Origin of the sequence: Catenulispora pinistramenti, from assembly GCF_018274385.1 — a bacterium.
Classification (GTDB): Bacteria; Actinomycetota; Actinomycetes; order Streptomycetales; family Catenulisporaceae; genus Catenulispora; species Catenulispora pinistramenti.
In genome coordinates, this window is record NZ_JAAFYZ010000069.1 from 31,478 (window position 1) to 43,189 (window position 11,712).

Annotated in this window: 10 protein-coding genes; 7 read left to right on the top strand and 3 right to left on the bottom strand. The window is 70.2% G+C overall.

Features of this window, described 5'->3' with window-relative positions; all coding sequences use genetic code 11:
• The first annotated feature begins 20 nt into the window (after window positions 1-20).
• The 5 genes from KGQ19_RS20965 to KGQ19_RS20985 are packed head-to-tail and all read left to right on the top strand — an operon-like array spanning window position 21 to window position 7,084.
• Window positions 21-1,115, top strand: coding sequence for an ABC transporter ATP-binding protein (locus KGQ19_RS20965; RefSeq protein ID WP_212010898.1), 1,095 nt, complete (start codon window positions 21-23; stop codon window positions 1,113-1,115).
• Window positions 1,115-2,338 (top strand): CehA/McbA family metallohydrolase, encoded by a 1,224-nt coding sequence (locus KGQ19_RS20970; RefSeq protein WP_212010899.1) that lies wholly within the window; start codon window positions 1,115-1,117, stop codon window positions 2,336-2,338. Before KGQ19_RS20965 ends, KGQ19_RS20970 begins: the two co-directional genes overlap by 1 nt.
• Window positions 2,329-3,156, top strand: coding sequence for a TIM barrel protein (locus KGQ19_RS51980; RefSeq protein ID WP_212010900.1), 828 nt, complete (start codon window positions 2,329-2,331; stop codon window positions 3,154-3,156). The genes KGQ19_RS20970 and KGQ19_RS51980 overlap by 10 nt, the downstream gene beginning before the upstream one ends.
• Window positions 3,156-4,160, top strand: a complete 1,005-nt coding sequence (locus tag KGQ19_RS20980) for a Gfo/Idh/MocA family protein (RefSeq protein WP_212010901.1) — start codon at window positions 3,156-3,158, stop codon at window positions 4,158-4,160. The genes KGQ19_RS51980 and KGQ19_RS20980 overlap by 1 nt, the downstream gene beginning before the upstream one ends.
• Complete coding sequence (locus KGQ19_RS20985) at window positions 4,157-7,084, top strand: glycoside hydrolase family 38 N-terminal domain-containing protein (RefSeq protein ID WP_212010902.1); 2,928 nt, start codon at window positions 4,157-4,159, stop codon at window positions 7,082-7,084. Before KGQ19_RS20980 ends, KGQ19_RS20985 begins: the two co-directional genes overlap by 4 nt.
• 56 nt (window positions 7,085-7,140) lie before the next feature.
• On the opposite strand, the gene KGQ19_RS20990 is transcribed toward KGQ19_RS20985, so the two are convergent.
• Window positions 7,141-7,323, bottom strand: a complete 183-nt coding sequence (locus KGQ19_RS20990) for a hypothetical protein (RefSeq protein WP_194898566.1) — start codon at window positions 7,321-7,323, stop codon at window positions 7,141-7,143.
• A 132-nt stretch (window positions 7,324-7,455) separates the two neighbouring features.
• The gene (locus KGQ19_RS20995) at window positions 7,456-7,779 is read right to left on the bottom strand and encodes a UBP-type zinc finger domain-containing protein (RefSeq protein WP_212010903.1); all 324 of its coding nucleotides are present in this window, start codon (window positions 7,777-7,779) and stop codon (window positions 7,456-7,458) included.
• 282 nt (window positions 7,780-8,061) lie between these two features.
• On the opposite strand from KGQ19_RS20995, the gene KGQ19_RS21000 reads away from it, so the two are divergent.
• Window positions 8,062-9,069: a phosphatase PAP2 family protein gene (locus KGQ19_RS21000; protein ID WP_212010904.1), complete on the top strand. Its 1,008-nt coding sequence runs from the start codon at window positions 8,062-8,064 to the stop codon at window positions 9,067-9,069.
• 127 nt (window positions 9,070-9,196) lie between these two features.
• Here KGQ19_RS21000 and KGQ19_RS21005 read toward each other — a convergent pair whose 3' ends face one another.
• On the bottom strand, window positions 9,197-9,880 hold the full coding sequence (locus KGQ19_RS21005; protein ID WP_212010905.1) for a TetR/AcrR family transcriptional regulator: 684 nt from the start codon (window positions 9,878-9,880) through the stop codon (window positions 9,197-9,199).
• 87 nt (window positions 9,881-9,967) lie between these two features.
• On the opposite strand from KGQ19_RS21005, the gene KGQ19_RS21010 reads away from it, so the two are divergent.
• Entirely contained in the window at window positions 9,968-11,398 is a 1,431-nt protein-coding gene (locus KGQ19_RS21010; RefSeq protein ID WP_212010906.1) for a serine hydrolase domain-containing protein, read from the top strand.
• Window positions 11,399-11,712: the final 314 nt, after the last annotated feature.

Below are 11,712 nucleotides of genomic sequence, written 5' to 3' on the forward strand. Positions count from 1 at the left end.
TAATGGCAAGGGTTTCGTAGATGACACAGATAAGAACCGCCGACCTGACGAAGACGTTCGCCGACGCCGGCGGCGGCGTCACCGCGCTGGACGCGCTGACCCTGACGATCGAGGACGGGGAGTTCTTCGCGCTGCTGGGCCCGTCCGGCTGCGGGAAGACCACGCTGTTGCGGACGCTGGCCGGGCTGGAGACGCCGAGCAGCGGCGCCGTGTACATCGGCGAGGCGGACATGACCCGCACGCCGGCGGGCAAGCGGGGCGTGGCCATGGTGTTCCAGGACTATGCCCTCTTCCCGCACATGACCGTGACGGAGAACATCGCGTATCCGCTACGGGTACGAGGGGTGCCGAAAGCCCAACAACGGGAAGCCGTTCTGGCCGCGGCCGCCGATCTCGGGCTCACCGGCACCGACACCACCGTGGGACTTCTGGACCGCAGACCGGAGGCTTTGTCCGGCGGGCAGCAGCAGCGAGTGGCCCTGGCCCGCGCCACCGCGGCCAAGCCGTCCGTTTTTCTCTTTGACGAACCCCTGTCGAACCTTGATGCTCGTCTCAGGCTCGAGGCGCGGACGTTCCTCAAGCGACTGCAACGCGAACTCGCCGTCACCACGGTCTTCGTCACCCACGACCAGGCCGAGGCGCTGGCGCTCGCGGACCGCATCGCGGTCATGCAGTCCGGCCGTATCCGCCAGCTCGGCACGCCTCGTGAGGTGTACCGCAGGCCGGCGAACACGTTTGTGGCTTCTTTCATCGGCTCCACGCCGATGAACTTGCTGGAGGGGGTCGTCCGTGACGGACGCGTTCTGGTCGCAGATTCCGAGATCGCGCCACCTGACGGGACCGGGGAGCGCCTGGCCGAACGCGCCGCGGTGGTCCTTGGCGCGCGCCCGGAGTACTTCCGCGTATCGCCGGATCCGCTCGACGGGGCGTTTCGGGGCACGGTAGAGGTCGCCGAGAACCTGGGCAGCTCGCTCCTGCTCACCCTGGACGTCTCCGGGACCGCCGTGCAGGTCGTGGTGGCCGAGGAGGACGAGCCGGAACCCCGAGCCACTGTGTGGGCACTGCCCCGCGCAGACCGGACCCTGCTCTACGCGGATGGGGAGTTGGTGGGCTGATGCGGCTGGACGGCGTGTGGTGGCTGGAGGACCGGCTGCGGCAGCAGCTGCGGCCGGTCCCGTTCGAGGTGCCGGCCGGCACCTCGCTCATCCAGGTCCGGCTGGACTACGACCGGTCCGCCGGCGCCGTCCTGGACCTCGGGTGCGCCGGCCCCGAGGGCTTCCGCGGATGGTCCGGCGGGGCGCGGCAGGAGTTCGAGGTCGGGCCCGGGCGGGCGACGCCCGGGTATCTGCCCGGGGAGATCCTGCCCGGGGTGTGGCACGTGTGGCTGGGGCTGCACCGGGTTCCGCCGGAGGGCGTCCGGTACTCGCTGGAGATCACGTTCAGCGACCAGACCACCAAGGTCGCCCGCGACCTCGGATACCACCACGTACGACTCCTGGAGCGACCGCCGGCCCGCGAGCTGCCGACCGTCGACGGCGCCCGCTGGTACGCCGGAGACCTGCACGCCCACACCGAGCACAGCGACGGCACGCTGAGCATCCGCGCGCTGGCCGAGCTGGCGGCGACCGTGGGCCTGGACTTCCTCGCGGTCACCGACCACAACACGATCAGCCACTACCCCTACCTCGAGAAGCAGTCGGCCCGAAGCGGCGTGACGCTGATCCCGGGGCAGGAGGTCACGACCGATCTCGGGCACGCCAACGTGTGGGGCTCGCCGGAGTGGATCGACTTCCGGCGCCCGGCCTCGCAGTGGATGAAGCAGGCGGAGAAGGCCGGCGCGCTGTTCTCGGTGAACCATCCGCTGGCCGGGGACTGCGCGTGGCGGCACCACCTGACCACCCAGCCCTCGATCGCGGAGGTCTGGCACTGGTCCTGGTTCGACCGGACCTGGGGCTGGCCGCTGGCCTGGATCCGGCGGCATCCGGCCGCGATCATCCCGGTCGGCGGCAGCGACTTCCACGAGCCCGACGGCACCCCGGCCTCGCTCGGCGAGCCGATCACGTGGGTGCTGGCCGAGGAGTGCACCACCGCGGCCCTGCTGGCCGGCATCGCCGCCGGCCACACCGCGATCTCGGCCACCCGCACCGGACCGCTGGTCCTGCGCTGCGGGGACCAGGTGACGACGATCGACGCCGACGGCCTGATCCTGGTCCGCCCGGACGAGACCCGGGTGGTGGTGCGCGCCGACAGTTCGGGACGGCAGTCGTTCCCGGCGTCGCAATCGGGCATGTACCGGTTGGAGACCTGGCGCAACGAGGTGATGGCACTGTGCGCGTGACGGAGCCGCCGGCGCGAGAGTCGGCCTGGCCGGTGAAGGTGGCGACCGCACCGGTCAACTTCGGGATCTACTCGGCCCGGGAGCCGTTCATCAGCGCCGCGGAGTACGCGCGGATCGCTGTGGACTGCGGGTATGCGGGCACTGATCTGGGACCGCGCGGGTATCTGGAGGAGGTGCCGACCGACTCCTGTCCGGCGCTGGCCGGCGGCTGGCACGACTTGCGGTTCGGGCAGCAGGAGGGCTTCGCCGAGGACTTGTCAGCCCTCGAAGACACCGCGTGGCTGCTGCACAGCCGCAACCGCTACCCGGACATGAGCAGCTTCGCGCCGAAGCCGACCCTGGCATGCCCGCCGTCGGGACCGTTGGACGCGGCCGGGTGGGGTCTGCTGGTCCGGCAGGCCTACCGGGCCGCCTCCCGCTGCCGCGACCACGGCCTGGAACCGGTGTTCCACCACCACCTGGACACCAGCATCGAGACCCCGGACGACATCGACCGGCTGCTGGAGCTGACGGAGCTGGAGCTGTGCCTGGACACCGGGCACCTGCTGGCGGCGGGCGGGGATCCGCTGGCGACGCTGGCCCGATGGGGGCACCGGGTGCGGCACGTGCATGTGAAGGACGCGCTGGCCGACGGGACGTTCTGCCGGCTCGGCGCGGGGCGGCTGGACCTGGCGGCGTTCCTCGACGCGTTGCGGGCGCTGGCGTACGAGGGGTGGATCGTCGTGGAGCAGGACGTGCCGGACGGCGGGCAGGATCTGGGGCGGATCATCGGGGATATGCGGCACAACCGGGCGGTGCTGGCCGGGTTGGGGGTTTGATGAGTGGCGGGATAGCGAATTCCGACGCGGTCGTCCGGGTGGGCGTCGTCGGGCTGGGCCACGTGGCGCGCCATGTGCATCTGCCGCTGCTCACCGCCCTGGATCAACACTTCCGGATCACAGCTCTCTGCGATTCCGCCCCCGGCTACGCCGCCGACCTCGCACGCGGCCTCGGCATCCCCGACTCCGGCGTGTTCACCGATGCGCAGAGCACGTTGGAGCATGGCGAGTTCGACGCGGTGCTGTTGCTGACCTCCGGGTCGCACGCGTCGCTGGCCGCCGAGGCGTTGAAGCGCGGGTATGCCGTCTTCTGCGAGAAGCCGCTCGCGCACACGATCGAGGAGGCCGCGCTAGTGGCTGGAGCCGGAGTCGGGGCCGGGGCCGGGGCTGCGACCGGCGAGCGCCTGATGCTCGGCTACATGAAGCAGTACGACTCCAACGTCACCGAGGCCGTCGACTCGCTCGATCCGGCGACCGTGCGGCACATCGATGTCAACGTCCTGCATCCGCCGGAGAGCTTCCCGGCGACCGACTGGACTCCCGTCGCCGCTCCCCCGCCCACGCACCGCGGGCCGCGCGCGCACTGGGAGTACCGCGCCGTGCTCGACAGCGCGTGCCACGACGTGGCGCTGATCCGGCTGCTGGCCGGTGTCGCGGAACTCGATGTCGACTTCGCGGCGTCGTGGGGCGCACGGGGCGACGAGCCGGGCTCGCTGGAGTTCTCCGGGCCGCTCCCCCACGGCCGTTACAGCGTGCGCTGGCACTTCCTGCCCGACCATCTCGATTACGAGGAAACCGTCCGCGTGCACACCGAGACCGACACCCACTACCTGGCGTTCGGCAACCCCTACTTCTTCGGCGCCAAATCAGGCTTCGAACGCGAGCTACTGGCCTTCCACGCCCTCGTCACCGCCGGCACCGCACCGCTGAGCGGCGTCGCCGAGGGCACCGCGGACATCCGGACGGCGCTGAACGTCCTGCGCGCCCTGGGCAGGACCGCATGAACGAGCTGGTCGTCGTCCCGCACACGCACTGGGACCGCGAGTGGTACCAACCCTTCCAGCGCTTCCGCCTCCGCCTGGTCACCGTCCTGGACCGGCTCCTGGCCCAACTCGCCGCCGACCCCCGCGCCCGCTTCACCCTCGACGGCCAGACCGCGGCGATCGACGACTACCTGGAGATCCGCCCCGAACAGGAGCCACTGGTCCGCACCCTGACCAGCCGCGGCCAGCTGGCACTTGGCCCGTGGCGCGTACTCGCGGACTCATTCCTGTGCTCAGGGGAGAACCTTCTCCGCAACCTGGAGATCGGCCTAGCCCGAGCAGACGCCCTCGGCGGCGCGATGCGCATCGGCTACCTGCCCGACCAGTTCGGCCACGCGGCCCAACTCCCGCAGATCTTGAGCCTCGCGGGAATCGAGCACGCATGCGTCTACCGCGGGGTACCGGAGGCGGTGCACACAACGGAGTTCTGGTGGACCGCACCAGACGGCACCGCACTCCACACGCGCTACCTCCCGGAAGGCGGCTACGGCGGCGCGGCGGCCGTGTTCACCGAACCCGACCCCGCGATCGTGCGCGAACGGGCCGAGGAGCATGTGCGAGCCCTGCGACACTGGCAACCAACCGGCACACTGCTCGGGATGTACGGAACGGACCACTCGGCCCCGGTGGACGGACTCGCGGACCTGGTGGCGGCGGCCTCCGGGCGGGATGGGGCCACACGGATCAGGCTGGACACGCTCGCTGGCTTCTTTGGTGTGGCCGGCGCTGGGTCGGACACTGGCTCTGGGTCTGGCTCTGGGTCTGGCTCTGGCTCTGGCGCAGGCGCAGGCGCAGGCGCTGTCGCCGAGGCTGGAGCTGCTGCTGGCTCTGGCTCTGGCGCTGAGTCAGGCACTGCGGCTGGAGCCGCGACTGCTGCTGGTTCTGGTTCTGGTTCTGGTTCTGGTTCTGGTTCTGGTTCTGGTTCTGGTTCTGGTTCTGGTTCTGGTTCTGGTTCTGGTTCTGGTTCTGGTTCTGGTTCTGGTTCCCAAATCATCCAGGGCGAACTCCGCAGCCACGCCCGGGCCAACATCCTCCCCGGCGTCCTGTCCTCGCGCATCGGCCTCAAGCAGGCCCTCAGCCGCGCCGAGCGCCTGGTCGAGCGCTATGCCGAGCCGCTCGCGGCGCTGTATGGCGCTCGTGCGGCGTGCCAGCCGTTCCTTGATCTGGCGTGGCGGCGGCTGGTCGATTCCTCCTGTCATGACAGTGTGACCGGGTGCGGTGTCGATGCCACCGCCGATCAGGTCGCGGCGCGGATCGCCGAGGCCGATGATCTCGGGCGCGGGGTGGTCGATCTCGTGCTCGGGGCGATCGCGGAAAGCGTTCCCGGGGGCGGCCATCTGCTCTTCAACCCCTCGCCGTGGCGTCGTACCGAGGTCGTGAGGCTCGACGTTCCCGCCGGCCGCGCGTTGAGGACCGTGTCGGGTGGGTCTGTGTCGCATCAGGTTCTTGAGACTGTCGAGGAGACCTTCGCCGACGAGATCGTCGCGCAGGCGGAGCTCGACCTGTTCCTGCGCAAGATTCACGGCCGCGAGCTCTACGGGCACCAGATCGCCGCGTGGCGTGTCGATCCGGTCGCGGCGACCATCGCCTTCGAGCTGGCGCCGGGCTCCGAGCTGGTCTTCGACGTCGCGCAGGTCCGCGCCGAGGCGGCAGCGAACGCCGCCGGGTCGTGGTGTATCAAGGTGCGTACACGGCCGCGGGCCATAGTCGCCGCGCTCGTCGACGTCGGCCCGCTCGCGCTCGCCGCGGTCGTGACCGCGCCGGAAGACGAGAGCGCGCCGCGCCCCACGCCGAAGAACATCGCCGCCGGCCGACGTGCCGTGTCGGACCTCGACAACGGCCTGGTGCACGTGGCGCTGCGCCCTGACGGCTTGTTGGACGTCCTCGCCGCCGACGGCACGCACGCCGCCGGGCTCGGCCTGATCGTGGACGGCGGCGATCTCGGTGACGAGTACAACTACGCGCCGCCGAAGCATGACCGGCTCGTGGTCTCGCCGGACGAGATCTGGAACCGGGTGTGTTGGAGCGGGCCGCTCACCGGCGCGCTTGAATCAGCACGCTGGTTCGAGTGGCCGGTCGCGGGCGAACCCACCGCCCGGGCCGACGCCACCCACACCACCGAAGTCACCACCGGCATCGAACTGCGCCACGGCGAACCGTTCGTCCGGCTGACCATCGCCTTCGACAACAAGACCGACGACCACCGCGTCCGCGTGCACCTTCCGCTCCCCCGCCCGGCCACGCGCTCGCACGCCGAGGGCCAGTTCGCCGTCGTGGACCGCGGGCCGCACGCCGAGGGCGGCTTCGGCGAACGCCCCGTGCCGACGTTCCCGGCCTATGGCTGGGTCGCGGCCGGCGGCTTGGCCGTGCTGCTGGACCACGTCAGTGAATACGAGCTCGTCGATGACGGCCGCACCCTCGCGCTGACCCTCCTGCGTTCCGTCGGCATGCTCTCGCGCAACGACAACGGCTGGCGCGCGGAGCCGGCCGGGCCGCAGCTGGCCACCCCGGGTGCGCAGGTCCACGGGATGCGCACCGTGGAGCTGGGCCTGTATCTCTACGCCGGCGAGTGGCACGAGTCGGGCCTGCTCGACGCCGCCGAGCGCTACCGCCATCCGCTGACGTCCCTCGCTGGACGGAATCAGGACACTGGACGGAATCAGGATCCGGACAACGTCCCGCGGATTCCGGGCGGCGGACTCGAGATCGGTGGCCGTGGCGTGGTGTTGAGCAGTTGCCGCGACGTCGGCGGCGAAGACCCGGAGCTGCGGCTGGTGGCGCTCACCCCGGAACCGACCACGGCCACGATCAGCACTGCCTATGACAGCCACAGCATCAATATGCGCCCCTGGCAGGTCGTCACGACCACAGCCAGGAGCGCGTAGTTCAGCTCAGGTATTTGGCTACCTTGGGTATTCGGCTATACAGATCAAGCCCCGGTCTACCGGGTTCCCGCCCAGTGCCCGTTCGCCTGCCGGTACTCAGGTTGTTTGCGGTACTTCCGGAGCAGCTGTTCCTTGGAGTGGCGGATCGCGTAGGTGACACGCGTGTGGAAGTAGAGGAGCTTCCCCTGGCCGCGTGCACCGAGTCCGTGTTGCCCCTTGGCCGGGCTGTTCTTCGCCATGCGTTTTCAACTCCTTGCCTGCCGGAGCCGCGGGGGAACGGCTGCCGTGTCCTCACGCTAAGCCGGGGCATCGGCCCGGGCCACCGGAGCACTCCGGTGGCCGCGGGCCGCCCTGGGGTGCGGGACGCCTGCTCAGGAGCAGTCGGCGGGCAGCAGCATGGCCTCGTCCGGGTAACACCAGGCCCAGACCTCGCCGGGCTCCAGGGAGCGGATCAGCGGGTGGCCGGTGGCGCGCCAGTGCGCGGTCGCGTGCCGGTTCTGGGAGTTGTCGCAGCAACCCACATGGCCGCAGACCAGGCATTCGCGCAGGTGCAGCCAGCGACCGCCGACCGCGCGGCAGGCCCGGCACTCGTCCGCGGCGGCGGTTTCGCCGACTCGGGGCGGCTCACCGGGCCGCGGCTGCTCGAGGTGGTCGCAGCGACCGCCGTTCGCGGGGACGTACACGGGGACGGGCATGGGGTGGCTCCTCGCGTGTCTGATTCATCACGTCGCGCCCCATCTGACCGGGTGCGGTGACGCTTGGCGCGGAGCGTACCGGCTGGAGATGACCTGCCATGGGACGCGCGGGAAACAGCGGATCCGGATAGGCTGGCGTACTCCGCCGGGGCGACCCTTACGGCGGGACGGCCGCAGACCACGACCAAAGCCCTACCATGGAGTGATGCGGAATGTGGACCCGGGGTATGACGCGTCCACGCCACGTACCCTGGCAGACTTGCTTGTCATGGGGGTGAACTCGTGACGACGACACAGCCGCTGGAAAGCACCGCCGAGGCTACGACGCAGCGCGGGCCGGTCGGACCGACGGGCCCCGAAGACAGCGCCGGGACCGAGACGGGCCGAAAGCGCCGAAGCTGGATCCCGGGGCCGATCCTGCCCCAGCGGTTCCGCCCGACCAACCGGCCCAAGCTCTGGCTGGAGATCGCGCTCATCGCGCTCGGGTACTACCTCTATACCCTGACCCGGCTGGCCGCCCCGTCCCACGCGACCGCGGCCCAGCAGCGCGGGCACGACATCCTGCACCTGGAGCACTACCTCGGGCTGAACTTCGAGCACACCTTCAACCACTGGGTGTACAGCGTGCGCTGGCTGGCGTTCTCGATGAACGTCTACTACGCCACCCTGCACTTCATCGTGCCGATCGTGCTGCTGGTCTGGGTGTACTTCAAGTTCCCGGACCGCTATCGCGCGGTGCGCACCGTGATGATCGCGATGACGCTGATCGCGCTGTTCGGCTTCTACTTCTACTCCCTGGCCCCGCCGCGGCTGCTGCAGGGCGGCAACTTCGTCGACACGTTCAAGCTGCTCAACCCCTGGGGCCAGCCGGCGTCGACCTCCGACGGGGTCGCGGGCCTGGGCTCGTCGACGAACGAGTACGCGGCCATGCCCTCGCTGCACATCGGCTGGTCCACCTGGTGCGCGCTGGTCATCGCGCACCTGGCGCAGCGCAAGTGGGTCAAGGCGCTAGGCATCGCCTACCCGCTGTGCACCTTCGCGGTCATCATCGGCACCGCGAACCACTACGTCCTGGACGCGGTCTTCGGCCTGGTGACCCTGGGCCTGGGCTTCCTGGTCCAGCGGATCGTCCAGGGCCGCAAGGTGTTCGCGGCGCCGCCCGCCCCGGCCGGGGACGCCCCGCAGCCGCAGCAGCCGCCGCAGGCGGACACCACCGCGGCCGAGAAGCCGGACAACGGGAGCTCGACGTCGGCGGAGCCTGCGCGACCGTCGATCCATCCGCGGATGTGACAGGCGCACGTGATAGTCCGGCGACGGACTTTCCAAGCCGAACGGGCCCCTTCTCGGGGCCCGTTTTTCATTGCTCCAATTGCTCCGACCGCTCAAGCCACTCAAGCCGCTCAAGCCGCTCAAGCCCCTAGCGCTCCGCCCCGGCCGCCAACCGCGCCTGGAACCCGTCCAGCATCCCGGTGAGCCCCAGCTCGAAGCTGTCCTCCGGGGTCCCGGCGTAGGACGCGGCCGGGCTGTCGATCCGCTCGCGCAGCCGGGGAAAGGTACGGGCGATCGCCACGGAGTTCTCCTGCGCCTCCGCGAACGCCCGCGCCGCGTCCTCGCCGCCGATCGCGAGCCGGCGGTTCAGGGCCACCATCGCCGCCGGGGCCAGGGCGTTGCCCAGCACGTAGGTGAACACGGCCGCGGCAGCCCGGTCGGCGTCGGCGGGGGCGAAGCCCGCGGCCTCGTAGACCGCGAGCAGGTGGTCGTCGTGGCGGGACTTGCCGGGGCCGTAGAGCAGGTAGCCGCCGAAGGCCTGGCCCATCCAGGGGTGGCGGGTGAACATCGCGTGTGAGCTGGTCGCGGTGCGGACGGCGGCCGCGCGCCAGCCGACCCGCGCCGGGTCCGGGAGCTCCACCTCGGCCCAGGCCGCGTCGGCGGCCAGCCGGACCAGCTCGTCCTTGGTCTTGATGTGCCAGTAGACGGCGGTCGCGGCGACGTCCAGGCGTTTGCCGAGGGCGCGCATGGTGAGGCCGTCCAGGCCCTCCTCATCGAGGTGGGCGATGGCCGCCTGGACGATCTGGTCCGCGGTGAGCGTGTTCCGGGGCATGGCGTCCAGTGTACTTGCACTTAGTTCAAGTACGGGCTACCGTTCCACTTGAACTAAGTGCAAGTTACTCGGCAAGGGGAGATCGAGATGACCGCGCAGCAGGGCGAGCAGAACAAGCAGGAGATCGCGCAGGAGCTGGCCGCGTTCGTCGCCGAGGCGGCGAAGGCGTACGACGTGCCCGGGGTGAGCGTCGGGGTGCTGTTCGAGGGCACGGAGCTGTGCACCGCGCACGGCGTGGCCACCGCCGCCAACCCGGTCCCGATCGACCAGCACACGCTGTTCCACATCGCCTCGGCGACCAAGTCCTTCACCGCGACCGCCCTGATGCGGCTGGCCGCCGAGGGCAAGGTCGACTTCGCGGCGACGGTGCGGACCTACGTCCCGGAGCTGAAGCTGGCCGACGAGGCGCACGCGGCGCGGCTCACCGTCCGGAACCTGCTGGACCACACCGGCGGCCTGGAGTGGAACCTGATCGACACCGGTTCCTCTGCCGACACCGCCCACGGCGACGGCACGCTGGCGGCGTTCGTGGCGAAGCTGGAGGCGCTGCCGTTGATCGGCGAGCCCGGCTCCCGCGCCTCCTACAGCCAGGCCGGATACAACCTGCTGGGCCGGGTGATCGAGAAGGTCACCGGGCAGCCCTACGAGCGGGCCGTGGCCGAGCTGGTGCTCGCCCCGCTGGGCCTGGCCGACACCGTCTTCGACCTCGATGACGTCATGACCCGGAAGTTCGCCGTCGGCCACAACCGGGACGCGCAGGGCGCTCTGCACACCGCCACGCCGTGGAAGTCCTACCCGGCCGGCACGCACGGCAACAACCCCGGCGGCGGCGCCGCGTCCTGCACCCGGGACCTGCTGCGCTGGGCCCGGTTCCACCTCGGGCAGGACACCGCGGCCGACAACGAGGTGCTGTCAGTCCAGGACCGCCGCTCGATGCAGGAGCCGAAGTCCGAGGTGCGCGGCTCCACGCTCGGCGACGCGTTCGGTTTCGGCTGGTTCCTCAAGGAGATCGGCGGCGTCCGCGCCTTCGGGCACGGCGGCAGCGGCAACGGTCAGTTCGCCGAGGTGCTGATGGTGCCCGAACACGGCTTCGCGGTGGTGGTGCTGAGCAACTGCGCGCCCGAGGGCTACCAGCTGAATCAGGATATTGTGAAGTGGGCGCTGGAGCACTTCGTCGGCGTGGCCGAGCAGGACCCGGAGCCGGTGGCCTACGACCCGCGGCGCAACGGCGACGTCGTCGGCCGCTACGAGATCGACGCGATGAACCTGGATGTGCTCGACGACGGCGAGCGCCTGGCCCTCGCGGTCGGCATCAAGCCGGAGATCCGCGCCGCCTCCGAGACCGACATGCCGCAGGACTACCCGGCCGCGGCGATGGGGTTCCTCGGCCAGGACGGTGACGACTACATCATCACCGAGGGCGGGCTCAAGGGGCAGCGCGGGTTCTTCACCCGGGACGAGAGCGGCGCGGTCGTCGGGATCGACATCGCCGGGCGGCTGTTCGGGCGCGCGAACTAGATGATTGATTCCTGGGGGTACCGGCGCGAAACGACTGATCAGCGGCGCCTGACCGCCCCGGCCGGCCACCCGAAGCCAACCAGGCTGAGGGAGGCCGTCCGGGTCGCCCATGCTTGCTGCTGAGCCGTTTCGCAATTTCACGTGTCAGCGGCGGTTCCATATGCCGGAACCCCCAGGAATCAATCATCTAGAAGACTCATGAAAATCATGCGTTCTGACCTCGTCGGTTCTCCGGTGGGGTCAGACTGCTGTTATGCAGGGTGAGTGGACTGGTGAGCTGGTCGGGGCGGATGTGTGGGAGACCTGTCGGGAGT